This is a genomic window from Halomonas kalidii (genome assembly GCF_030010475.1).
Classification (GTDB): Bacteria; Pseudomonadota; Gammaproteobacteria; order Pseudomonadales; family Halomonadaceae; genus Halomonas; species Halomonas heilongjiangensis.
The window spans coordinates 36,699-60,488 of record NZ_JASCQN010000021.1; the positions used below are offsets into that span (position 1 = coordinate 36,699).

Annotated in this window: 25 protein-coding genes; 7 read left to right on the forward strand and 18 right to left on the reverse strand. The window is 67.9% G+C overall.

Annotation, left to right across the window (positions count from 1 at the left end; genetic code table 11):
* The first annotated feature begins 98 nt into the window (after positions 1–98).
* Positions 99–557, forward strand: a complete 459-nt coding sequence (locus QLQ85_RS03815) for a MarR family winged helix-turn-helix transcriptional regulator (protein ID WP_282737784.1) — start codon at positions 99–101, stop codon at positions 555–557.
* Between the two features lie 62 nt (positions 558–619).
* On the opposite strand, the gene pcaG is transcribed toward QLQ85_RS03815, so the two are convergent.
* The 10 genes from pcaG to QLQ85_RS03865 form a co-directional block, all read right to left on the reverse strand.
* Positions 620–1,252, reverse strand: coding sequence for a protocatechuate 3,4-dioxygenase subunit alpha (gene pcaG / locus QLQ85_RS03820; protein WP_282737785.1), 633 nt, complete (start codon positions 1,250–1,252; stop codon positions 620–622).
* A gap of 39 nt (positions 1,253–1,291) precedes the next feature.
* Positions 1,292–2,032, reverse strand: a complete 741-nt coding sequence (gene pcaH, locus QLQ85_RS03825) for a protocatechuate 3,4-dioxygenase subunit beta (RefSeq protein WP_282737786.1) — start codon at positions 2,030–2,032, stop codon at positions 1,292–1,294.
* Positions 2,033–2,129: 97 nt separating this feature from the next.
* The gene (gene pcaQ, locus QLQ85_RS03830) at positions 2,130–3,059 is read right to left on the reverse strand and encodes a pca operon transcription factor PcaQ (RefSeq protein WP_282737787.1); all 930 of its coding nucleotides are present in this window, start codon (positions 3,057–3,059) and stop codon (positions 2,130–2,132) included.
* Complete coding sequence (locus tag QLQ85_RS03835) at positions 3,060–4,265, reverse strand: MFS transporter (protein ID WP_282737788.1); 1,206 nt, start codon at positions 4,263–4,265, stop codon at positions 3,060–3,062.
* Positions 4,266–4,487: 222 nt separating this feature from the next.
* Positions 4,488–5,669 (reverse strand): alpha/beta fold hydrolase, encoded by a 1,182-nt coding sequence (locus QLQ85_RS03840; protein ID WP_282737789.1) that lies wholly within the window; start codon positions 5,667–5,669, stop codon positions 4,488–4,490.
* 104 nt (positions 5,670–5,773) lie between these two features.
* On the reverse strand, positions 5,774–6,604 hold the full coding sequence (locus QLQ85_RS03845) for a BKACE family enzyme (RefSeq protein ID WP_282719969.1): 831 nt from the start codon (positions 6,602–6,604) through the stop codon (positions 5,774–5,776).
* Between the two features lie 215 nt (positions 6,605–6,819).
* The gene (pcaF, locus tag QLQ85_RS03850) at positions 6,820–8,022 is read right to left on the reverse strand and encodes a 3-oxoadipyl-CoA thiolase (RefSeq protein ID WP_282737790.1); all 1,203 of its coding nucleotides are present in this window, start codon (positions 8,020–8,022) and stop codon (positions 6,820–6,822) included.
* A 13-nt stretch (positions 8,023–8,035) separates the two neighbouring features.
* On the reverse strand, positions 8,036–8,809 hold the full coding sequence (locus tag QLQ85_RS03855) for a CoA-transferase subunit beta (protein WP_282737791.1): 774 nt from the start codon (positions 8,807–8,809) through the stop codon (positions 8,036–8,038).
* Positions 8,809–9,654, reverse strand: coding sequence for a CoA transferase subunit A (locus tag QLQ85_RS03860; protein WP_282737792.1), 846 nt, complete (start codon positions 9,652–9,654; stop codon positions 8,809–8,811). The genes QLQ85_RS03855 and QLQ85_RS03860 overlap by 1 nt, the downstream gene beginning before the upstream one ends.
* Before the next feature lie 189 nt (positions 9,655–9,843).
* Positions 9,844–11,181 (reverse strand): class-II fumarase/aspartase family protein, encoded by a 1,338-nt coding sequence (locus tag QLQ85_RS03865; RefSeq protein ID WP_282737793.1) that lies wholly within the window; start codon positions 11,179–11,181, stop codon positions 9,844–9,846.
* Between the two features lie 129 nt (positions 11,182–11,310).
* Between QLQ85_RS03865 and QLQ85_RS03870 the strand changes: the two genes are divergently transcribed.
* The 6 genes from QLQ85_RS03870 to QLQ85_RS03895 all read left to right on the forward strand — a co-directional run bounded on the left by QLQ85_RS03870 (position 11,311) and on the right by QLQ85_RS03895 (position 17,650).
* Complete coding sequence (locus QLQ85_RS03870) at positions 11,311–12,099, forward strand: IclR family transcriptional regulator domain-containing protein (RefSeq protein WP_282737794.1); 789 nt, start codon at positions 11,311–11,313, stop codon at positions 12,097–12,099.
* A 72-nt stretch (positions 12,100–12,171) separates the two neighbouring features.
* Positions 12,172–12,951 (forward strand): IclR family transcriptional regulator, encoded by a 780-nt coding sequence (locus QLQ85_RS03875; protein WP_282737795.1) that lies wholly within the window; start codon positions 12,172–12,174, stop codon positions 12,949–12,951.
* Positions 12,952–13,031: 80 nt separating this feature from the next.
* Entirely contained in the window at positions 13,032–13,988 is a 957-nt protein-coding gene (locus QLQ85_RS03880; protein WP_282737796.1) for an AEC family transporter, read from the forward strand.
* Positions 13,989–14,136: 148 nt separating this feature from the next.
* Positions 14,137–15,870 (forward strand): FAD-dependent oxidoreductase, encoded by a 1,734-nt coding sequence (locus QLQ85_RS03885; protein WP_282737875.1) that lies wholly within the window; start codon positions 14,137–14,139, stop codon positions 15,868–15,870.
* Positions 15,863–16,687 (forward strand): sugar phosphate isomerase/epimerase family protein, encoded by an 825-nt coding sequence (locus QLQ85_RS03890; protein ID WP_282737797.1) that lies wholly within the window; start codon positions 15,863–15,865, stop codon positions 16,685–16,687. Before QLQ85_RS03885 ends, QLQ85_RS03890 begins: the two co-directional genes overlap by 8 nt.
* Positions 16,688–16,756: 69 nt before the next feature.
* Positions 16,757–17,650, forward strand: coding sequence for a DMT family transporter (locus QLQ85_RS03895; RefSeq protein ID WP_282737798.1), 894 nt, complete (start codon positions 16,757–16,759; stop codon positions 17,648–17,650).
* Between the two features lie 21 nt (positions 17,651–17,671).
* Here the strand turns inward: QLQ85_RS03895 and QLQ85_RS03900 are convergent, their stop codons facing one another.
* From QLQ85_RS03900 to QLQ85_RS03935, 8 genes are all read right to left on the reverse strand, one after another.
* Complete coding sequence (locus tag QLQ85_RS03900) at positions 17,672–18,313, reverse strand: NapC/NirT family cytochrome c (RefSeq protein ID WP_282737799.1); 642 nt, start codon at positions 18,311–18,313, stop codon at positions 17,672–17,674.
* Positions 18,310–18,795, reverse strand: a complete 486-nt coding sequence (locus QLQ85_RS03905; protein WP_282737800.1) for a nitrate reductase cytochrome c-type subunit — start codon at positions 18,793–18,795, stop codon at positions 18,310–18,312. Before QLQ85_RS03905 ends, QLQ85_RS03900 begins: the two co-directional genes overlap by 4 nt.
* Before the next feature lie 24 nt (positions 18,796–18,819).
* Positions 18,820–21,324 (reverse strand): nitrate reductase catalytic subunit NapA, encoded by a 2,505-nt coding sequence (gene napA, locus QLQ85_RS03910; protein WP_282737801.1) that lies wholly within the window; start codon positions 21,322–21,324, stop codon positions 18,820–18,822.
* Positions 21,305–21,601 (reverse strand): chaperone NapD, encoded by a 297-nt coding sequence (locus QLQ85_RS03915; protein WP_282737802.1) that lies wholly within the window; start codon positions 21,599–21,601, stop codon positions 21,305–21,307. The genes napA and QLQ85_RS03915 overlap by 20 nt, the downstream gene beginning before the upstream one ends.
* Positions 21,591–22,109 carry a ferredoxin-type protein NapF gene (gene napF, locus QLQ85_RS03920; protein ID WP_282737803.1) on the reverse strand — a complete coding sequence of 173 codons (519 nt, stop codon included), beginning with the start codon at positions 22,107–22,109 and terminating at the stop codon, positions 21,591–21,593. The genes QLQ85_RS03915 and napF overlap by 11 nt, the downstream gene beginning before the upstream one ends.
* A gap of 14 nt (positions 22,110–22,123) precedes the next feature.
* Positions 22,124–22,297 (reverse strand): periplasmic nitrate reductase, NapE protein, encoded by a 174-nt coding sequence (gene napE, locus QLQ85_RS03925; protein WP_282737804.1) that lies wholly within the window; start codon positions 22,295–22,297, stop codon positions 22,124–22,126.
* Between the two features lie 163 nt (positions 22,298–22,460).
* A complete protein-coding gene (aroQ, locus tag QLQ85_RS03930; protein ID WP_282737805.1) occupies positions 22,461–22,910 on the reverse strand; it encodes a type II 3-dehydroquinate dehydratase in 450 nt (149 codons plus the stop codon).
* Positions 22,907–23,773 carry a shikimate dehydrogenase family protein gene (locus QLQ85_RS03935; protein ID WP_282737806.1) on the reverse strand — a complete coding sequence of 289 codons (867 nt, stop codon included), beginning with the start codon at positions 23,771–23,773 and terminating at the stop codon, positions 22,907–22,909. The genes aroQ and QLQ85_RS03935 overlap by 4 nt, the downstream gene beginning before the upstream one ends.
* Between the last annotated feature and the right edge of the window lie 17 nt (positions 23,774–23,790).

Consider the following 23,790-nt stretch of genomic DNA (forward strand, 5'->3'; position numbering starts at 1 on the left):
CGGCGCCTTGATAGCATGCACCTCAATACTTTCACAAACTGTTTAACCACAAAACATTATGCGTGTTAAACATTGGTCTATGAGGGGCAGGCAGACACATGAACAGCGACGACAGGAATGGAATCGACTACTCGATGCTGCAATCGCGCCTCGGCTACAAGCTGAGACGCGCCCAGCTCGTCTACTTCGATGTCTTCTTCGAGGCCTGCGCCCAGGAAGGCATCACGCCGGGCCTGTTCAGTATCCTCGCCATCATCTACCACAACCCGGGGCTCACCCAGTCGGCGGTCTCGGCGGCCCTGGACGTCGACCGCTCGGCCATGGTGGCCGCCATCGACAAGCTGGAGAGCATGGAGGTGGTGGAACGCCGCAAGTCGAAGAACGATCGCCGTTCCTACGCCCTCTATCTGACGGAAAAGGGCAAGACCTTCACCGAGCGCCTCAACCGCAAGTCGGTCGCGGGCGAGGAAGCCTTCGACACCTTCATGAAGGAGGGGGAGCGGGAGTGGCTGCTCGACATCCTCGATCGCATCATCGCGGCCCGTCAGAACAAATGAAAAGGCCCCGCCAAGGCGGGGCTGACGTCACCGTCGTGACGACCAATCAGAAATCGAAGCGTTTAGAAATCAAAGAACACGGTCTCACCTTCGCCCTGCAGGCGGATATCGAAGCGGTAGCGCACCTTGCCGTCGGCCTCCTCGCGCTTGGCGATCAGGGTCTGGCGGCGGGCCGGCGACTCGATGGCATTGAGCACCGGGCAGGCGGCGTTGGCCTCCGCCTCGTCCTCGAAGTAGAGGCGGGTCTGCAGGTGGATGTTGATGCCCCGGGCGAAGACCGCCAGGTTGATGTGCGGTGCCATCACCTTGCCGTCGCCGCGCGTCACCGCGCCGGGCTTGATGGTGGTCAGCGACCACTCGCTGCCACCCTCGGCGGTGGTGGCGGTGCGGCCGAAGCCGTTGAAGGGCTTGTGCAGGTCGTACTCGGGCCGGTACTGGCCCTGGGCGTCGGCCTGCCAGGCCTCGAGCAGGGCGTCGCGCACCAGGTCGCCGTTGCCGTCGATCACGGTGCCGACCACCTCGATGGACTCGCCCTCGGCCTCGGGTCTGGCCATCCGGCTCCAGATCTCCTCGTCGCGCTCGGGCAGGCCGGCCACGTGCAGGGCCAGGCCGATATGCACGTAGGGGCCGGCGGTCTGGGAGGCGGTCTCGCGCAGCATCAACTCGCTGCAGGGTCGGGAATTCGGCTGTTGCATGGTCTGGTTACCCCATCCTGTCACTGGTTTTCGAAGCGGTTACTGATTGTCGAAATAGGTCTGCAGTTCGCCGCGCACCACCAGGTCGAAGCGGTAGGCCAGGCAGTCCATGGGGCGGCTGCGCGCCATGTCGAGGCGCCCGATCATGGTCTCGACGGCCTCCGGGTCGTTGAGGGTCTGCACGATGGGGCAGATCGGGATCAGCGGGTCGCCCTCGAAGTACATCTGGGTCACCAGGCGGGTGGAGATCGCCGGCCCCATCACCGAGACATGGATATGCGCCGGGCGCCAGGTGTTGATGCCGTTGCCCCAAGGGTAGGGGCCGGGCTTGATGGTGCGGAAGCGATACCAGCCCTGGTCGTCGGTGAGGCAGCGCCCCACCCCGCCGAAGTTGGGGTCCAGCGGTGCCAGGTAGGCGTCCTTCTTGTGGCGATAGCGACCGCCGGCATTGGCCTGCCACATCTCCACCAGGGTGTGCGGCACCGGCTTGCCGAACTGGTCGATGACCCGGCCGAACATGATGATGCGCTCGCCGACCGGCAGGCCAGCCGCCCCTGCCAACGCGTGGTCTTCACGATAGTTGAGCAGCAGGTCGTTGTCGTGGGGTCCCATGCGCAGCTGGCGGAAGTCCGGGCCGGTCAGCTCGGAGACGCTGGGCGTCTGCAGGCTGACCAGCGCCTGGCTGGGCGAACGGGCCACTGAGGTCTTGTAGCCGGGCGTATAGGCGGCGGGGTGCCAGTCACGGTCGCGCTCTACGTAGCGCTTGTTATCCTGCTGCATATCGAGTCGTCTCTGGGCTGGAGTTGATCGGGATCAGTGTGGCGGCTTGTCGCAGGGCTGCCAATTGACGTCTCGCGCCACGCTCATAACCCAGTGGTTATACCCTGAGGGATCCCGTCGCTACCTGGCGCAGGATCTCGCAGAAGGCCTCCAGGGCCAGCGAGGGCTGCATGCTGGCGTTGGTGCACAGCCCCACCGAGCCGCCGTGGGACTCGAGATCCAGGCTCAGTCGGCACAGCCGGCCCGCGGCGAGATCCTCGGCGACGGCCTCCTCCGGGGCGACCCAGATCGCTTCGCTCTCGAGGGTATAGTGGCGGCTGAGGGGCAGCGAGAGGGTCTCCAGCAGGCGCGACGGCAGGCTCAGGGCGTGGCGCACGCAGAAGCTGTCCACCTGCTGGCGCAGGGTGGTCTGGGGCGGTGGCAACACCCAGGGGTGATCGGTCAGCGCCTCGGGCGGCAGGGGATCCACGCCGTCCAGGGGGTGGCCGGCCCGCACCACCAGCAGCAGTCGCTCGTAGTAGAGGTGTTCGAAGGCCAGGTCCTGGATCTCGCGGGCCTCGGTCATGCGCCCCACCACCAGGTCCAGCTCGCCGCGGCGCAGCCGCGAGAGCAGGAAGGCGCTGGGGCCGGTGACCACGTTGACGCCCACCTCGCCGTGCGTCGAGCCTTCGGCGTGCCAGCGGCGCAGCGCCTTGGGCAAGAGCCGACTCTCCACGGTGGAGAGCGCCCCCACCCGCAGCCAGCGCGTCCCCTGATGGGTATCCCCGATCGCCCCCACGCCCTCCTCCAGGGCCCGCAGTGCCGGCCCGGCGTGGCGCAGCAGGGTGAGGCCCGCCTGGGTCAGGGCCACGCCCTGGGGCGTGCGCTCGAACAGGCTGGTGTCGAGGACCTCCTCGAGCTCGCGGATGGTCTTGGACATGCCCGGCTGGGTGATCGCCAGCCGCTCGGCGGCTCGGGCGAAGCTGCGCTGCCGGGCCACCTCGAGGAAGGCCTGCAGGTGGCGCAGCTTGATCCGGGCATTGAGCATTCAGGTCTCCTGCTGGCGGGAGGCGAGCAGTCGGCGGGTGCTCGCCATGGCCACCAGACTGATCAGCAGGGTCGGCAGGAAGGCCAGCGCCACGGTCCCCGAGAGATCATTGAACCAGCCGCCGACCACGGTGATGGCGAAGACCAGAAGATAGCCGAAGCAGAGCATGCCGGCCATCAGTCGCGGCAGCGCCTCGAGGCGTACCAGCCAGGCCGGCAGCGCCAGCACGAAGATGAACAGCGCGCTGGTGAAGAAGCCGAACACCCCGGCGGCCCACACCACCCCGCTGCCCGGCAGCCAGAGCATCAGCGGCAGCGCCAGCAGGGCCAGGGCGGTGATGGCGATCAAGGGCCGCGGCCGCCCCATCAGGCGGTCGGCGTAGAGGATCAGCAGCGCCGAGGAGACCATCTGGGCGCCGTTGAGCGCCGTCAGGCTGGGCGCCAGCAGTGCCAGGCGGTCGCTTTCCTCGAGCAGCGGCGGCAGGAAGACGTTGCCGGTGAAGTAGAGCGCCGCCGCCGCGCCGAGCAGCGCCACCAGGCGCCACATGCGACCGTCGCGAATATCCGGCAGGATCAGGCCGGCGGCCCGGGAACCGCTCGTCATGGCCGGCAGGCGTCGGCCGCCCACCACCAGGGCCAGCATCAGCAGCGGCACCGGCGCGACCCAGAGGGCGAAGGCCCACTGCCACTGGGCGCCGAGCCAGGCGGCCACCAGGGGCCCGGTGGCCCCGGCGGCCAGCAGTTCGCCCACCAACAGGCCGTTGGTGTAGACCGCCGAGGCGCGGCCGATGCGCTCGGGCGCCCAGAGCTTGGCCAGCACCGGCATCGCCGCCTGCATCAGGGCGATGCCGGCGCCCATCAGCAGGGTCGCCAGCATAAAGGGCGGGAAACCCTCCGGCAGGCTGCGCAGGCCGCTGCCCAAAGCCATCACTCCCAGGCCGCCCAGCATGCAGTGGCGCACCCCGAGCCGAGCCAGCAGCCAGCCCGTCGCCAGGCCGCCCACCGCCAGGGTCACCAGCGGCAGGCTGGTGGCGATGGCCACCTCGCCGCCGGTGAAGCCCAGCACCGCCTTGAGCTGGGGGATCAGCGGCGGCACCACCAGCACGGTCAGGCGCAGATAGAGCCCCAGGCACCACAGCAGGCCATAGGCCAGCAGGGCCTGGCGCAGCCTGTCCGAGGATGCCATGGTCGCCGCGTCCTGGTTCATGCCCCTCCCCCGTCTCCCGAAAGCCGAAACCGGCCCGCAGGCCGGTTCGGCATCATGCCATGAGGCACACCTTCTTAGCACCCTAACAAAAGGTCCAAGCGGATCGCCCCTCAACGGCACCGAGGCCCGCCCCTAGGGCCTCCCAGCGCCGGCAGCTCACCGCCAGAGCACTTTCAACCCGCTGATTTCTCAGCAATGCTCCGGGAAATCGCTGGCGTGGATCTAGGCCTGCTCCCCGCCCCAGCCCAGCTGCTTGGCCAACCCAAAGGCGTGATTGGCCGCCGGTACGCCACCATAGATGGCCACGTGCATCAGCACCTGGCGCAGCTCCGCCTCGGTGAGGCCGATACGCTTCGCCGTCTTGAGGTGCAGCGCAAGTTCGCCATCGCGGCCCAGGGCGGCCAGGATGCCAGTGGTGATCATGCTGCGCTCGCGACGGGTCAGGTCGTCGTTGCTCCACAGCTCGCCCCAGGCCAGGCGGGTGATCATCTGCTGGAAGGGGGCATCCAGGCTGGTGGCGTTCTCGGTGGAGCGAGCCACGTGCTCCTCGCCCAGCACCTGCTTGCGGGTCGTCAGGCCGGTGGCGTAGTCGACGCCCCGCTCACCCACGTCGCCCAGGTCCACCGCCAGCACCGCCAGCAGCTTCTCGGCGAACAGGGCCGGCACCTCCACGGAAGGCACATGGCCGACAGCGTCGAGGATCTCCAGCGGCGCGCCGTCGCACTCGGCCGCCAGGGCCTCCAGCGTCGCCGGCGGGGTTGCCAGGTCCTCGCTGCCGCCCAGCAACTGCACCTTCACTCCCTTCCTGGTCAGCTTGCCGGTAAAGGCGTGGCTGCCCAGCATCTCGCACAGGCGCGCATAGGACTCGTCGTCGCCACGCCCCATCTGGGTCATCCAGCCGTTCTTGAGCGCCGGATTGGCCTCGATGCGACCGGCGGAGAACCAGCGCGGCACGATCTCGTCGCTGATCGCTCCCAGGCCCTCGCTACGCACCCGGCCGGCGCGGGTGGTCCAGAGCTCCGTGGTGCCGATCACCGCCCCGGTGTTGGTCAGGGTGACGGAGTAGAGCCGCTCGGCGTGCTCGGCCAGCAGTTGCTGGCCCACCACGCCGCCGATGGAGGTGCCGGCGAAGTGGAAGCGGCCGGCGCCGGCATGATCGGCCAGGGCCAGGGCCTCGCTTGCCAGGTCGGCCGGGGTGATCGCTCCCTCGCCCCAGGCCTGGCTGGCGCCATGGCCGGGCAGGTCCCAGGTCAGCACGCGGTAGCGTGGCAGCAGCGCCGGCAGCAGGTCGTCCCACACCGCCTGGCTCATGCCCAGCGGATGGGCCAGCACCACCAGCGGCAGCGCCTCGGCTCCGAGCAGGCGATAGGCCACGCTGCGGCCGTTGATGTTCAGAAATGCCATGGAAGTCTCTCCTGACGCCTAACGTCAAAATTCAATGTTTTCCCCCTCGACGGCGGTCCGTACCGTCCGTTAGTGGCCCCCGAAATGGACCCGATGGAGAGTCGTTAAACCGCCTTGAGCCCCAGGATCTCGCGAGCCTGTTGCCAGGTAGCCACCGGACGCTCGTATTTCTCGCAAAGCTCCGCCACCCGCTCGACCAAGGCGGCATTCGAGGGTGCCAAGCGCTCCTTGTCCCAGCGGACATTGTCCTCGAGGCCAGTGCGAGTGTGGCCTCCGGCGGCGATCGACCATTCGTTGAGCACTAACTGGTTGGCGCCGACACCGGCCCCGCACCACTGGGAACCCGGCGCCAGTCGCTCGAGGGTCTCGATGTAGAAGTCGAAGGTCGGCTTGTCGACCGGCATGGCGTTCTTCACGCCCATCACGAACTGGACGTACAGCGGCGCCTTGATCTTGCCCTGCTTCATCAGGTTCACCGCCTGATGGATATGCGACAGGTCAAAGGCCTCGATCTCGGGCTTGATGTCATAGGTCAGCATCTCGGAGGCGAGCCAGTCCACCAGGTCGGGGGAATTCTCGTAGACGCGCGTAGGGAAGTTGTTGGACCCCACCGACAGACTGGCCATGTCGGGCTTCAGCGGTAGCATGCCGCCGCGCTCACGGTCGGCACCAGAGCGGCCGCCGGTGGACAGCTGGACGATCATGCCCGGGCAGTGCTTGCGCAGTCCTTCCAGCAAACGGGCAAACTTCTCGGGATCCGAGGTCGGGGTCTGATCCTCGTTGCGGACATGGCAGTGCGCAATGGTCGCCCCGGCCTCGAAGGCCGCCTGGGTGCTCTCGATCTGCTCCTCGATGGTGATCGGAACCGCCGGGTTGTTCTCTTTGCGTGGCAGGCTGCCGGTGATGGCAACGCAGATAATGCAGGGATTTGACATGGGAACCTCGCGTAATGCCTACGCTTTGTCTGAAAACTGCCTGCGCTCGGTCATACGGCGTTAAAAATCGGCTCAAAGTACTCATTTACACCGCGTAAACTCCGTCTTTTCGCCGATTGTTGCCTTGTCTGACCATCGCTCGACGACTTTTCGGACAAAGCTTAAGGACTCGTTCGGCGGTCATGGATGCGTCACGAGGCCGGTACCGCGGGCGCTTACGCCCGCTCGATCAGGGTCGCGATGCCCTGCCCCACGCCCACGCACATGGTGCACAAAGCATAGCGCTTGCCGCTCTTCTGCAGCTCGTGGGCGGCGGTCATCAACAGGCGCGCGCCGGACATGCCCAGCGGATGCCCCAGGGCGATGGCGCCGCCGTTGGGGTTGACCCGCGGGTCGTCGTCCTCGAGTCCCAGGTCGCGCAGGCAAGCGAGCGCCTGGGCGGCGAAGGCCTCGTTGAGCTCGATCACGTCGATCTCGTCGAGGGACACCCCGGTGCGCTCGAGCAGCTTGTTCACCGCCGGCACCGGGCCGTAGCCCATGATGCGCGGCTCGACGCCGGCGGTGGCCATGCCGAGGATCCTGGCCATGGGCGTGAGGCCGTGCTGCTCCACCGCGGCCCGGCTGGCCACCAGCATGGCGGCCGCGCCGTCGTTGACCCCCGAGGCGTTGCCGGCGGTGACGCTGCCGCCCTCACGGAACGGCGTCGGCAGGCCGGCGAGCTTCTCGAGCGTGGTCTCGCGCAGGTGCTCGTCCCGGTCGAAGAGCAGCGGCGCCTGCTTGCGCCGCGGGATCTCGATCGGGGTGATCTCGATGGCGAAGCGGCCCGCCTGCTGGGCGGCGGCGGCCTTCTGCTGGGAGCGCAGGGCGAAAGCGTCCTGGTCCTCGCGGGAGATATTGTACTGCTCGGCCACGTTCTCGGCGGTCTCGGGCATGGCGTCGACGCCATAGGCCTTCTTCATCAGCGGGTTGACGAAGCGCCAGCCGATGGTGGTGTCCTCGATCTTCTGGGTGCGAGAGAAGGCGCTCTCGGCCTTGCCCATCACGAAGGGGGCGCGGGACATGGACTCCACGCCGCCGGCCAGCGCCAGGTCCATCTCGCCGGCCTTGATGGCACGGAAGGCGGTGCCCACCGCGTCCATGCCGGAGCCGCACAGGCGGTTCATCGTGGTGCCGGGTATGGATACCGGCAGGCCGGCCAGCAGCGCCGACATGCGAGCCACGTTGCGGTTGTCCTCGCCGGCCTGGTTGGCGCAGCCCATGAAGACTTCGTCGATGGCGGCCGGGTCGAGCTGCGGCGCTTCGGCCAGCACCGCCTTGAAGATGGCGGCGGCGAAGTCGTCGGGGCGCACGCCGGAAAGGGTGCCGCCGAAGCGGCCCACGGCGGTGCGCCGCGGATGACAAAGGTAGACGTCGGTCATAACAACTCCTGGTTCATTCACCCGCGTGCTTGCGATCGGTACGCGCTTTCAAATCGCGCAGGATCTCGAGCTCATGGGCCGAGGGCTCCGGGGTGGACTCGAGGTGCTCGGCGAAGCGGATCTCCCAGCCGGTGGCCTCGACCACATCCTCGCGGGTCACGCCCGGGTGCAGCGAGACCACGGTGAGCTCCCGGGTCTCGGGATCGGGCTTCATCACGCAGAGGTCGGTGATGACGCGAGTGGGGCCCTTGCCGATATTGGGCACGCCGTCGCGGCCCTTGCCGTCGCGGCCGAAGCCCAGGGTGGTGACGAAGTCCACGTCCTTGACGAAGGCGCGCCTGGAGTGCTTGAGGGTGATGAACACCTCACCGGCGTTGGTGGCGATCTCGGGGGCGCCGCCGCCGCCCGGCAGGCGCACCTTGGGATCATGGTAGTCGCCGATCAGGGTGGTGTTGAGGTTGGCGAAGCGGTCGATCTGGGCGGTGCCCAGGAAGCCGACGCTGACCTTGCCGCCCTGCAGCCAGTAGCGAAACATCTCCGGCACCGAAACGGTGGTCAGCGCCGACTCGCACAGCTCGCCGTCGCCGATGGAGAGCGGCAACACGTCCGGCTTGGTCTGCAGGGTGCCGGATTCGTAGATCAGCACCACGTCCGGGGCATGGGTCAGGCGCGCCAGGTTGGCCGCCTCGCTGGGCAGGCCGATGCCGACGAAGCAGGTCATGCCGTTCTCCAGCGCCCGGGCGGCGGTCACGGTCATCATCTCCGAGGAGGTGTAGTCGAGGCTCATCAGGATGCTCCTCCTGCCGGGTTGGCAACTTGCTGGTAGACGTTCTCGTCGAGCCATTGGCTGAAGGCGTCGCGGTCACGGGCGATGGTGTCCCACTCCTTGTAGAAGCGGTTGTCGCGCGGGTAGTAGCCGTGGGTGTAGGAGGGATAGGAGCCCTTCTCGGCCACGGCCACGGCGCTGATCGCCCAGCCCGGGATCACGCAGGCGTTGGGGTGATAGTCCGGCTCGGTGCTCAGGTCGTCGACGATCTCCTCGACGGTGACGATGCTGTGCCTGGCCGCCAGCACCGCTTCCTTCTGCACGCCGACGATGCCTTCCACCAGCACGTTGCCCTTCCGGTCGGCCTTCTGGGCGTGAACGATGGAGACGTCCGGGCGCACCGCGGGCACCGCCGCCAGGCGCTCGCCGGTGAAGGGGCACTCGATGAACTTGATCTGGTCGTTGACGTTGGGCAGCTCGCTGCCCACATAGCCCCGCAGCACGGCCAGCGGCAGGCCGGCGGCACCGGCCTCGAAGGCACAGGCCATGGCGGCGTGGCTGTGCTCGAGGATCTCGACCCGGTGCGGCCAGCCCTTCTCCACGGCATCGCGCAGGCGATGCAGCGAGCCCACGCCGGGGTTGCCGCCCCAGGAGAAGATCACCTTCTTCGCGCAGCCCGCACCGATCAGCTGGTCGTAGACCAGGTCGGGGGTCATGCGAATCAGGGTCAGGTCGCGTTTGCCCTGGCGGATCACCTCGTGACCCGCGGCAAAGGGGATCAGGTGGGTAAAGCCTTCCATGGCCACGGTGGCGCCGTCCTCGACGTAGCGCGCGACCGCATCATGCAGGCTGAGAAACTCGGCCATCTTGGTTCGCCTCCTGGGGGTTCAAGCCGATGCCGGAAGAGCCGATCATCGATAGTTCGCTATGTGAACATAGGTTTGTGATACGAACAAACTAATCCCTTGGCACGCTACCGTCAAATCCACGAAAAAGGGAAGGCAGAGCCTTCCCTTTCATGCATCGCGGAGCGATGTATCAGTCAAATCAATTGATTAACATCGTCTGAGCCACTCGGCCGTGCGTTTCACCTGGGCCCTGCTACTACCAAGGTATAAGGCCGGATCCGTGGCGCGGTGCACGGCGGCGGGGTCGAGACGCCCCTGCACCTCGGCATGCTCGTTCAATACCTCGGCATAGCCGCGACCACTGCGGCGGGCCGTCTCCGCGGCCTCGGCGCTGATGCGCTTGGCCGCGTCCGGGCCGACCACCGGCGCCAGCAGCCGCGACACCGGCTCGGCCATGATGCCGCCACCGGTCACCGCCAGGTTGCGCCGCATCGCCTCGGGGTGCACCTCCAGCCCCTCGAGCAGCACCGCCGCCTGCTCCAGCGCCCCCTCGAGCAGCAGGGCGCTGTCGATCAGTGGCGCCCACTCGGCGTGCCACTCGCCGAGCCCCCGCTCCAGCGGCTGGGCGGCGGCGTTGAGCAGTACCGTGGTGTGGCCATGGACCTGACGGGCCGCGCCGCGGATCAGCGCACAGCGCACCGGGTTGCGCTTGTGGGGCATCGACGAGGACTCGCCCATGCCGGGAGCCGCCGGTTCGGCCACCTCGCCCAGCTCGGTCTGGGTCAGCAGGGCGATATCCAGGGCCAGCTTCTCGGCGGCACCGGCCACCGCATCCAGGGCGGTACCCAGGGCGTGAACCGGCTGGCGATCGGTATGCCAGGGCAGCACAGGACGACCCAAGCCGAGCCGTTCGGCCAACGCGTCCATGAAGTCGAGCCCCAGGTCGTCCCAGCCGGAGTGCACCCCCACGGCGCCGCCGAACTGCACCGGCAGGCCGGTCTCGGCCAGCGCCGCCAGCCGTTGGCGCGCCTGCTCCAGGCCCAGCGCCCAGTGGGCGACCTTGACGCCGAAGGTGATCGGCAGCGCCTGCTGCATCAGGGTGCGGCCCACCATCACGGTACCCTCATGGGCGGCCATCAGGTCGATCGCCGCGGCCCGGCAGCGCACCAGCAGGGCGTCGAGGGAGGCCAGCCGCGGCCCCAGCAGCAGCATCAGGGCACTGTCGACCACGTCCTGGCTGGTGGCGCCCTGGTGCCAGTAGCGCTTCAACGCCTCCGGCAGGGCGGCCCGCCCCTGCTTGACGAAGGGAATGGCGGCGTTGCCGCCGCTGGCGATGCCGGCGGCGATGGCGTCACAATCGAAGGGGTAGGCTTCCAGGGTCGCGCGCATGGTGCGGCTGGCCCCCTCGGGCACCGCCCCCCTGGCCTCCTGGACCTCGGCCAGGGCCAGCTCGAAGGCCAGCATGGCATCGACCATGGCCTGGGCGTTGCACTGGGCCAGGGCCGGTTGACTCATGAAGGGGTGCTGGATCAGGGCGGCGGGCATGGGTCTCTCCTGATGGGCCTCGGGAGGCGGCTCGACGCCCCCTCCAATAGTCGCACAAGTGTTCGCAATTCGAACACTATGCTAGATTGTAGGCCAGATCACGAGCAACTCGACCAAGGACAAGACGGGATGGATGCAGCACAGGAAGAGGTTCTCAGCCCGGACGACCGTGACTTCGTCACCGCGCTGGCCAGCGGCCTCGAGGTGGTCCTGGCCTTCGACGAGGCCCACCCACGCATGACACTGAGCGAGGTGGCCACCCGCACCGGCATGAACCGCGCCCGGGCGCGGCGTTTCCTGCTGACCCTGCATGCACTCGGCTACGTGCGCAAGCAGGGCCGGTCGTTCGAACTGGCGCCCCGGGTATTGCAGCTCGGCTATGCGTTTCTCTCCGCCAACAACTATCGTAGCGTGATCCAGCAGGTGCTGGAGGACATCACCGCCGAGAGCGGCGAGTCCTCATCGCTGGGGGTACTGGACGGCGACGATGTCATCTACGTCGCCCGCTCCTCCTCGCGCCACCGGCTGATGGCCATCACCCTGTCGGTGGGCACCCGCCTGCCCGCCGCGCACACCTCCATGGGCAGGGTGCTGCTGGCCCAGCTGAGCGATGCCGACCTCGAGGCCTATCTCGAGCGGGTGGTGCTCGAGGCCTATACCGACAAGACCGTCACCGACAAGGCCGAGCTGAAGAAGTGCATCCTCAAGGTGCGCCAGCAGGGCTACTCGATCGCCGACCAGGAACTGGACTCCGGCCTGCGCTCCCTGGCGGTTCCCGCCTTCGACGCCAACGGCAAGCTGCTCGGCGCCATCAACATCAGCACCAACGCCGCCCGGGTCGATCTCGACACCCTGATGAAGGAGTACCTGCCGCTGCTGCAGCGGAAGGCCCGCGAGATCCGCGCCACCATCAGCTGAGCGTCCGACGCGCACGCTGATTTTTTTTGAACAAGATTCTAGAATAACAATTTTGGATAGCGAGACGTCACCATGGCGGGCAGCCTGATCGAACGCACCCTGGGGGTGCTGGAAGCCCTCTCCGCAGACGCCGGCGGCCTGCCACTGCTGGTCATCGCCGAGCGACTGGGGATCCCCAAGAGTGCGGCACACCGCATCTGCAACGAGCTGATCCGCCTGGGCCACGTGCGCCAGGATCCGGTCAGCCAGCGCTACCAGTTGACCACGCGGCTGGTGGCCATGAGCTTTCGCTACCTGGCCAGCACCGGCACCAGCGACATCATCCAGCCGATCCTCGACCGCCTGGCCGAGCAGAGCGGTGAACTGGTGCGGCTCTCGGTGATCGAGGGCAACCGACTGACCTGGATCGCCAAGGCCCAGGGAGCGCGCAGCGGCCTGCGCTACGACCCCGACATGGGCAAGGAGGCGCCGCTGTTCTGTACCGCCAGCGGCCACGCCTGGCTGGCCGACCTGAGCGACGAGGAGGCCCTGGCCCTGGTGGATACCCAGGGCATGGAGACCGACCACCCGCTGGGGCCCAATGCCCCGCGCAGCAAGGAATCACTTCTCGAACACCTGCGCCAGGCCCGTGAGCGCGGCTACAGCTGGACCCACGACAGTATGGGGCCCGGCACCGCCGCCATGGCGGCCCTGGTGCGCCATCCCCTGGATGGCCATCCCCAGGGTGTGCTGAGCATCGCCGGCCCCAGCGTGCGCCTCGACGCCGAGCGGGTGATGACACTGGGGCCGGCGCTGGTGACCGCCGCCGAGGAGCTCTCCCAGGCCACCCCCACCTCTCGACTCTTCACCTGAATCGCCAACCCCGCTGAGCACGGCCGGGCCACAGGATCCCCTCCTCGTCCCGGCCCGGCTCCCGTGGCAAGGAGGCCCCCATGTTCGAGATACTCGCCATCACCACGCCGATCTTCCTGCTGATCGGTGCCGGCTACCTGGCCATGGGCACCCGCCTGATCAATCGCGAGCAGATGCAGGGCGTGGCCACCTTCGTGCTCTACTTCGCCCTGCCGGCCCTGGTGATCCGGGCCCTGACCCAGAATCCCCTGGACGAGGTCTTCCAGCCCCACTACCTGCTGGCCTATGGCCTCGGCTCGGTGGCGGTGTTCGCCTTCGCCTTGCTGCTGACCCTGGCCCTGCAGCGCAAGCCGCTCAGCGAGGGTGCCATCCACGCCCTGGGCATGGCCGCCTCCAACAGCGGCTTCGTCGGCTACCCCCTGGCCGCCATGGTGCTCGGCACCTCGCCGGCCGCGGTCTTCCTGGCCCTCAACATGCTGATCGAGAACCTGCTGATCATCCCGACGGCGCTGATCCTCGCCGAGGCGGGGCGCCAAAGCGGCGCCGGGATCGTCACCGCCGCCCGCAAGACCTTCGTGCGGCTGGCGCGCAATCCCATCCTGATCGGCCTGGCACTGGGCCTGCTGCTGGCCGTGACCGAGATCGCCATGCCCCGCCCCCTGGCCCAGGTCGTCGACATGCTGGCCAACGCCGCCGGCCCCGCGGCGCTGTTCGTGATCGGCGGCACCCTGTTCGGGCTCCAGGTGCGCGGCATGCTGGGGGACGTGGGGCAGATCGTCGGCGGCAAGCTGATCCTGCACCCCCTGGCGGTGCTCGGCTTCTTCCTGCTGATGCCCCAGACGGACCCGATGCTGCTGGCCGGGGCCCTGCTGTTCGCCTGCGCGCCCATGATCAGCGTCTACCCGCTGCTCGGCCAGCGCTACGGCATGGCCGGTGTCAGCGCCGCCGCCTTGATGGTCGCCACCCTGGCCGCCTTCGTGACCCTGAACCTGGCCATCGGCCTGATGAAGAGCTACGGCCTGCTGCCGACCGGCTAGCTCGCCGACGTATCGGACATGACCGCGGATCTCCCTGGCGCGTCCCCTCCAGCGACGTGGCGATATATTCGCCTGGCCATTGAAAAAACTGGAACCATGTTCTAGATTGTTCTGGAACACAGTTCCAGTGAGGCTCGACTTGGCCGACATGCAGCACGACTACGACCTGGTGGTGGTGGGCTCCGGCGCCGCCGGCCTCTCCGCCGCCGTCACCGCCGCCTACCAGGGCCTCGAGGTGGCGGTGATGGAGAAATCAGAGACGCTGGGCGGCGCCACCGCCTGGTCCGGCGGCTGGATGTGGACGCCGCTGAATCCCCTGGCCAAGGCCGCCGGCATCGACGAGGACCCGGAGACGGTGCGCACCTACCTGCGCCACGAGCTGGGCGAGCGCTACGATCCGGCCAAGATCGACGCCTTCCTCGATGCCGCCCCCAGGATGGTCGCCTTCTTCCACGAGAAGACCGCGTTGCGGTTCGCCGACGGCAATGCCATCGCCGACATTCACGGCGACACCCCCGGCGCCGGCACCGGCGGCCGCTCGGTGATCGCCGCGCCCTTCGACGCCCGCGAGCTGGATCGCCGCACCCTGAAGAAGCTGCGCACGACCATGCCCGGGACCGCCTTCCTGGGCATGCCGATCCAGGCCGGGCCGGACCTTATGGCCTTCCTGACCGTCACCCGTTCCTTCCAGTCTTTCCTCCATGTAACGAAGCGCTTCACCCGGCACCTCTATGACCTGGCCCGTTACGGCCGTGCCATGCAGCTGGTCAACGGCGTGGCCCTGACCGGCCGGCTGGCCAAGGCCGCCGACGACCTGGGCGTCGAGACCCGGGTCTCCTCGCCGGCGAAACGCCTGATCAAGGAAGGCGAGCGGGTCACCGGCGTGGTGGTGGAAACCCGGGACGGCGAGGTGACCCTCAATGCGCGGCGCGGCGTGGTGCTGGCCGCCGGCGGCTTCCCCTGGGACATCGAGCGCCGCCGGGAGCTCTTTCCCCGCACCCCGACCGGCGAGGAACACTGGCCGCTGCCGCCACCCTCGGCCAGCGGCGACGGCCTGCGGCTGGGCGAATCGGCAGGCGGCGAGGTCGACACCAGCCTCTACTCCCCGGTGGCCTGGGCGCCGGTGTCGCTGGTGCCCTACCGGGACGGCCGGGTCGGTCACTTCCCGCATATCATCGATCGCGGCAAGCCGGGCCTCATCGGCGTGCTGAGCAACGGCAGGCGCTTCGTCAACGAGGCCGGAGGCTACTACGACTACGTGGATGCCATGGTCAAGGCAGTACCGGAGGGCGAGGAGGTCTGCTCTTGGCTGGTCTGCACCCACCGCTTCCAGCGCCGCTACGGCATCGGCATCACCCGCCCGGCACCGCTGCCCTTCAAGCACTGGATCAAGAAGGGCTATCTCAAGCATGGCAGGACGCTCGCCGAGTTGGCGCAAGAGTGCGGTATCGACCGGGACGGGCTAGCGGCCACCGTGGCCGACTACAACCGCCACGCCGCCCGGGGCGAGGACCCCGAGTTCGGCCGCGGCGCCACCCCCTACAACCGCAAGAACGGCGACCCGGCCCATGGCCCCAACCCCTGCGTGGCCCCCCTGGACCAGGGCCCCTTCTACGCGGTGAAGGTGGTGCCCGGCTGCTTCGGCACCTTCGCCGGCCTCAAGACCAACGAGCACGCCCAGGTGCTCGATGGCGACGGCACACCGATCCCCGGCCTTTACGCCGCCGGCACCGATATGGCCAGCATCATGGGCGGCTACTACCCGGCCGGCGGCATCAACCTCGGCCCGGCCATGACCTTCGGCCATATCGCCGGCTTGCACGCCGCCGGCCAGCGCGATACCGGCTCACCCGAGACTCGCAGTGAGAACGCCGATGCATGACCGCACCTTCTCCCTGGCTGCCCTGACCGTGCTGGAATTATCTCCCCCCGCGATGGTCGAGGTGGCCGCCCGGGCAGGCTACGACGGTGTCGGCCTGCGCCTGATTCCCGCCACCTCGGAGGAGCATCACTTCCCCCTGGCCAACGATGCCGGCCTGCTGGCGCAAACCCGCCAGCGCCTCGCCGCTACCGGCCTGAAGGTCGTGGATATCGAGATCCTGCGTCTCAAGCCGGAGACCGAAGTGGCCCGGGACTTCCGCCGGGTGCTCGAGATCGGCGCCGAGTTGGGCGCCAGCGAGGTACTGGTGGCTGGCAACGATGACGATACGGCACGGACCATCGACAACTTCGCCGGCCTGTGTGAACTGGCCAAACCACTCGGGCTTAACCCTCATCTGGAGTTCATGCCCTGGACTGGCGTGAAGAACCTCGTCGAGGCACACCATATCGTCGGGGCCGTGCGCGAGGCCGGCCACGACAACGCCTGCCTGCTGGTCGATGCCTTCCACTTCAACCGTTCCGCCAGCCGCCTGAAGGACCTGGCCCAGGTTCCCCGGAAGTGGATGCGCTATATGCAGCTATGCGACGTGGCCGGCCCGATCCCCGGCGACATGGCGGAGATCCTTCGCGAGGCACGTCAGGAGCGCTGTTTCCCAGGTGACGGTGATATCGACCTGTCGGCCCTGCTGACGACGTTACCCCGAGACCTGCCACTGAGCCTGGAGATTCCCGCCGAGGGGCTTCGCCGCCAGGGTATCAGCGCGCTGGAGCGCGCCTGTCTGGCACTGCAGAAAGCACGACGAGTGGTGGGGGCCTGATCGCCGGCACTTAACGCGAACATCATTAGCCTGCTAGTATTGTATCCTCGCCCACGTCCCTGGAGCCCCATGGCCACCTCTCCAACCCTGGCGCCTGCACTACCCGCGGATCGACCGCTCCTCGGCATCACCTTCATGCTCGCCGCCGGCCTGCTGTTCACCCTGCTCGACACCGGCGTGAAGTGGCTCACCCAGAGCTATTCCCCCGTGCAGGTGGTGTGGGCACGCTATACGGGCCACATGCTGGTGCTGGGCGCCTACCTGCTGATGCTCGGCTGGCCCCGCTGTCGGGCGATCATGGCCTCCGTCGAGTCGCTGCCCGGGCAGTTCGTGCGCGGCCTGCTGTTGCTCGCCGCCAGCACCTTCGCCTTCCTGGCCTTCCGCGAGCTTCCGCTATTGCAGGTCTATGTGATCAACTTCAGCGCACCGTTGCTGGTAACCCTGCTGGCCATCCCGCTGCTCAGGGAGCGGGTGACCCCGGCACGAGGCCTGGCTGTAGCGGTGGGCTTTGTCGGCGTGGTGATCGCCGTGGGGCCGGTGGACTGGCGCGCCCAGCCGGCGGCGCTGCTGCCCTTCGGCATGGCCTTCTGCTTTGCGCTCTACCAGCTTGCCACGCGCCGCTTCGGGCGCAACGACCACCCGCTGGCGTCGCTGTTCTATGCCGGCCTGGCCGGCGCCCTGGTCAGCTCCCTGGCCGTGCCCTTCTTCTGGTCGCCCATCGCCCTCGGCGACATCCCCCTGTTCCTGGTGGTCGGCACCCTGGGCGCCGTCAGCCAGCTCGGCCTGATCATGGCCATGCGCTGCGCTCCCGCGTCCCTGGTCTCCCCCTTCCTCTACCTGCAGATCGTCTGGGCCACCGTTTCGGGCTACCTCGTCTTCGGCGACGTACCGCTGCTCGAGACCTATCTCGGTGCCGTACTGATCATCGGCGCCGGGATCTTCCTCGCCACCCGGCGCGGCTAACGACGGCTTCAGCCCGCCTCGTCAATCGCGCTCGAGGTGAGCCACCCAGGAGTCGACCCCCGGCAGCCCCGGGCTGCCGGCCTGGAAGTCCGGCCCCATGTCGGGCAGCTCGTGAGCGATGCCCTTGTGACAATCGATGCAGGTCGCCTCGCCGCTGGCCAGGCTGGTGGAGTGGGCCCTGGCGGCCCGCGAGCTCTGCTGGGTGAAGTCCATGTGCTCGAACTCGTGACAGTTGCGGCACTCCAGGGAGTCGTTGGCCTTGAGCCGCGCCCACTCCCGCTCGGCCAGCACGCGACGCTTGGCCTCGAACTGCTCCTCGGTGCGGATCGAGCCAAAGACCCAGCCCCACACCTCCTTGGAGGCCTCCATCTTGCGCGCCATCTTGTGGGTCCAGTCGTGGGGCACGTGGCAGTCGGCGCACTGGGCCCGCACGCCGGAGCGGTTGCTGTAGTGGATGGTGTCCTGCATCTCCTGCAGCGGGTTACGCTCCATCTCGTGGCAGGAGACGCAGAACTGCTGGGTGTTGGTGGCCTCCAGCGCGGTGTTGAAGCCGCCCCAGAACAGCACCCCGGCGATGAAGCCGCCCAGGGTCAGAAACCCAAGGCTGAAATGCAGGCTGGGGCGGGTCAGGAGCCTCCAGTAGCGCCAGAGCCAACGCTTCATTGCCCACCTCCCTCACGCTCCAGCGCCTCGGTGAGCACCTCGTCCACCGTGCGGAAGGTGTTGCCCACGATCGGCGAGGCGTCGGTCTGGGGCACATGGCACTGGGTACAGAAGTAGCGATCCGGCGAGACCGCCGCCAGCACCTGCTTGTCGCGGTCCATGAAGTGAGTAGTGCTGACCATGGGCGCCCCTGCGTCCACGGCGTTCTCGCGACTGTGGCAGGTCAGGCAGCGGTTGCTGCGCAGGTCCACCTGGTAGTCGCGGATGTTGTGCGGAATCACCGGCGGCTGCTCGGGATAGTTGAGCACCTCGCGCCCGGACTCCCGGGACTGCCCGGCCATCGGCGGCGCCGGCAGGCTCTGGCCGACGGTGCCGCCGGGGCGCAGGCCGTCCGGCGCCGAGGCGTCCTGGCGCTCCTGAGCCGCCACGAGGCCGGCAATGACCAGCGCCAACGAGAGACTGAGGATAGTGAGCCATTTCATCGCATTTCTCCTTGCATCCCGGCCTCAGGCCAGGCTGACCAGCTCCAGCCGTACCGCGCATTTCTTGAAGTCCGTCTGCTTGGAGATCGGATCGGTGGCGTCCAGTACCAGGTTGTTGATCAGCCGGTTGGCATCGAAGAAGGGCACGTAGACCAACCCCCGAGGCGGCCTGACGCGCCCCCGCGTCTCGGCACGCAGGCGCACCTCGCCGCGCCGGCTCAGCACCCGCACCTCGCTGCCACGCCGGATGCCCTGCTCCCGGGCGTCCTCCGGGTGGAGGTAGAGCAGCGCCTCGGGCACCGCCCGGTGCAGCTCCGGCACCCGGCGCGTCATGGAGCCAGTATGCCAGTGCTCCAGCACCCGCCCGGTGCAGAGCCAGAAGGGATAGTCGTCATCGGGCCGCTCGGGGGCGGGCTCGTCTGGCACGGCGAAGATCAGGGCCCGACCGTCGGGCTTGGCATAGAACTGCACCCCGGCGCCGGGCTGGACATAGGGATCGAACCCCTCGCGATAGCGCCACAGGGTCTCCTCGCCATTGACCACCGGCCAGCGCTTGCCGCGCACCCGGTGGTAGACGTCGAAATCATCCAGGTCCTTGCCCTTGCCGCGGCCGAAGCGGGCGTACTCCTCGAACAGCCCCTTCTGGATATAGAAACCGAAGTCCTCCGCCTCCCGGTTGGCATAGCCCTCCTCCATGTCGGCGAGCGGGAAGCGGTCCACCTGGCCGTTGGCGTAGAGCAGCTCGAACAGGGTCTTGTTGCGATACTCCGGGGCTCGCTCCAGCAGCTCCACGGGCCACACCTCATCGACGCGGATACGCTTGGAGAACTCCACCAGTTGCCAGAGGTCGGAGCGCGCCTCGCCGGGGGCCTCGACCAGTTGGTGGAAGAACTGGGTGCGGCGCTCGGAGTTGCCGAAGGCCCCCTCCTTCTCCACCCAGCCCGCCGCCGGCAGGATCAGGTCGGCGGACTGGGCCGATACCGTGGGATAGATATCCGAGACGATCACGAAGGCCTCGGGATTGCGCCAGCCCGGCAGGGTCTCCTGCTGGGTGTTGGGGCCCGCCTGCATGTTGTTGCAGACCTGGGTCCAGTAGACCTTGATGTCGCCATCCTTGAGCCGCCGGCTCTGCTCCACCGCATGGAAGCCGACCCTCTCGGGGATGGTGCCTTCGGGCAGCTTCCAGACCTCCTCGGCGAAGCGGCGATGCTCGGGGTTGGTGACCACCCGATCGGCGGGCAGGCGGTGGGCGAAGGTGCCCACCTCGCGGGCGGTGCCGCAGGCCGAGGGCTGGCCGGTCAGCGAGAAGGGACTGTTGCCGGGCTCGGAGATCTTGCCGGTGAGAAGGTGCAGATTGTAGATCAGGTTGTTCACCCAGACCCCGCGGGTGTGCTGGTTGACCCCCATGGTCCAGAAACTCATCACCTTGACGTCGGGATCGGCGTAGAGCTCGGCGAGCCGCTCCAGGCGGCTCTCCGGAACCCCGGACTCCCGGGCCGCGCGCTCCAGGGTGAAGTCGGCGACGTGCTCAGCGAACTCGTCGAAGCTCATCTCTGTCCAGCGATTGGGGTCATCGGCATTGGCGGCCGCCTGCTGCCGCGGGTCCTCGTCGCGCAGGCCGTAGCCGATATCGTCCACGGCACGCACGACGTTGGTGTGGCTGTCGACGAAGTCCCGGTCGACCCGGCCGGACTGGATGATGTGGTTGGCGATGTAGTTGAGGATCACCACGTCGGCATTGGGGTGCATCACCATGGGGATGTCGGCCAGGTCGAAGCTGCGGTGCTCATAGGTGGAGAGTACCGCCACCCGGGTGTCCGGACGCGAGAGCCGCCGGTCGGTGACCCGGGTCCAGAGTACCGGGTGCATCTCGGCCATGTTGGAGCCCCACAGCACGAAGGCGTTGGCATGCTCGATATCGTCATAGACGCCCATGGGCTCGTCGGAGCCGAAGGCGCGCATGAAGGCGAACACCGCCGAGGCCATGCAGTGGCGGGCGTTGGGGTCGATGTTGTTGGAGCGCAGACCGGCCTTGAACAGCTTGCTCGCCGCATAGCCCTCCCAGATCGTCCACTGGCCCGAGCCAAGCATCGCCACGCTCTCGGGGCCGTGCTCGCTGATGGCGGCCTTGAACTTGTCGGCCATCAGGTCCAGCGCCTCGTCCCAGGAGACCGGCTCGAAGTCACCGTCCTTGTCGTAGGCCCCGTTGCGCTTGCGCAGCAGCGGCTGGCGCAGGCGATCCTCGCCGTAGAGGATCTTCGACAGGAAGTAGCCCTTCACGCAGTTCAGCCCGCGGTTGACCTCGGCCTGATTATCGCCGTGAGTGGCGACGATGCGGCCGTCGTAGGTGCCGACCATCACGCTGCACCCCACCCCGCAGAAGCGGCACGGCGCCTTGTGCCAGGCGATACGGGTCAGCTCGGCGTTGGTGATCAGGTTGCTGGCGCCGGCGGGAACGGTCATGCCGGCGGTGGCCGCGGCCACGGCGAGGGCATTGGCCTTGGCGAACTCACGACGCGTCAGTTTCATGCGTGGCCTCCTGGGGATCGTCGGCGGTCTGCGGGTCGAGCAGCTGGTGATAGACCAGCGCCGCCCCGAGCACGCCGGAGCGTTGCTGTACGGCATCGATCAGGGCGAGGATGCGCTCCTCATGGCGGCTCTCTATCACCACCACCAGCTTGCCGGCGGGATCCTCGCCGCCGAGCTCGGCATCGGGCTGGCGGGACAGCCAGCCGGCCACCTCGGCCAGCCTGTCCGGGCGCACGTGCACCAGGAAGCTGGCGATGTGCAGGTGCTCACTGGGCATGGCGCACCTCCGGCAAGGACATGACGATGGCATCAGTGGGACAGAGCGCCTGGCAGGCCCCGCAGCCGGTACAGGCGTCGCTGTCGATTTGCGGCCGCGGGGGGCGGCCGAGTTCGGGGAGAAAGCGGATGGCACGCCACTCGCAGGCGTCCTGGCAGCTCTGGCAGTGGATGTTCGCCAGGGCCAGGCAGTGCGACTGGAGCTCGGCCCTCCAGGGGAAGGGCGGGCGCGCGGTATCGAAGACGGGCGCCTCGCAGGCCTCAATGCAGGCGCCACACAGCGAGCAACCATCATGCTCGAAGCGGATCTCCGGGTAGCCGCCGCCGCCGCGGTGGAGCACGCCTTCCGGGCAGGCGTCGATGCAGGCATCGCAGCGCGTGCAGCGCTCGAGAAAGTCGTCGCCGGTCCAGGGAGGGCGGTGCACGGGGCCGCGTCCGCTCAGCGAACGAAAGAACTGACGACGGGTGCTGTCATTGCCGCGATGGTTGTTGTTGTCCGGCTTGTGCATGCCATGGCCCCGGTTCAGGCCGGCGGCCCGGGCGGGCCGACGAAGAGCTGGTACATCCACACGGCGAAGCCGTAGCCCCCGACCACGGCGATCGCCAGGATCGGAAACAACAGGACGGCGATGAACAGGAACAGCTTGAACTCCTGTTGCCTGCGGACCTCCGGTGTCGTGGTATTCGGTTCCTCCATGGCGACTCCCCCCTCGCGATGATGGACTTCCTCTGGCGCTGTCCTTCAGAGTAGCCAACATTAGTGGCTTGTCAGCTCACGGCGGGCCTCCCGTCCGTGCAACGCAACGGACCCACCGATCGGTGGGCCCGGTAGAGGCAGAAGTCAGAAGGCGGGAGGTCGGTCAGGTCGGCTTTGCGGCCTCGATCACCGCGTCCAGCGCCGCCTGGTAGCCCTGGGTGCCGAGGCCGGCGATCACGCCGTCGGCGCGCAGCGAGACGTAGGAGTGGTGGCGGAAGCTCTCGCGCTGGTGCACGTTGGAGATGTGCACCTCGAAGACCTTGCCCTCGAAGGCATTGAGCGCATCGAGGATCGCCACCGAGGTATGGGTGTAGGCCGCCGGGTTGATGATGATCGCCACCGTGCCGTCGAGGCGCGCGGCATGGATGGCATCGATCAGCTCGCCCTCGTGGTTGCTCTGGAAGCTCCTCAGCTCCCAGTCGGCGAGCACTGCCCGTTCACGCAGGGCGTTGTCGACATCGTCCAGGGTCTCGTGGCCGTAGATCTCCGGCTGGCGGGTGCCCAGCAGGTTGAGGTTGGGGCCATGCAGGACCAGTACCTTGCCCTGGCTCATGAATCGGTCTCCTTCAGCAGTTCGCGGCGGTAGTGGGCGAAGAGGGTGGCGGCCTGCTCGTCGGCGGCGGCGCGCTTGGCCTCATCCTCGCAGAACAGCTTGAAGGCGTCGACGCCCTGGAAGACGAACAGGCTGACGCCGCTCATCACCGCCGCGCCGGCGGCCTTGGCCGCAGCGACGAACTCAGTGACCGCCGGCACGTAGACCGCATCGAAGATCCAGTGGTGGGCCGCCACCAGCTCCTTGGGCAGCGGGCAGCCGGGGCTCTTCTCGTGGCCGATCGGGGTGCAGTTGACCAGGCCATCGCAACGCGGCACCGTCTCGGCGAGCCGCTCGGGCGTGACGGTGGAGGCCGTGAAGCCCTGGGCTTGGAGTTCACCGGCCAGCTGGTGCGACTTGGCCGGATCGAGGTCCATCAGGATCACCTCCGCGGCGCCGAGCTTGCCGAGGCCGAAGGCCACCGCCTTGCCCACCCCGCCGGTGCCGAGCAGCAGCACCCGGCCGGGTGGCCGCTCGCCCAGGGTCGCCCGGAAGCCGCTCATGAAGCCGGTGAAGTCGGTGTTCTCGGCGATGATCTCGCCGCCCTCGAATACCAGGGTATTGGCCGCACCGACCATCCGCGCCCCCTCGCTGGGTCGAGTCGCGAGCCTCACCGCCTCCTCCTTCCAGGGATAGGTGACATTGACGCCACGATACCCCTCGGCGATCACCTTCTTCACCTGGCTCTCGAGCGACGCGATGGGCTGTTCGTTGGCGTCGAAGAGATCATAGGTGGCGGGAATGCCGGTCAGCTGACCGAGCCGCACGTGCAGGTCCGGGGAGCTGGAGTTCATGATGGCCTTGCCGATCAGTCCGAGCTGCATGGTTATCTCCTGATTCG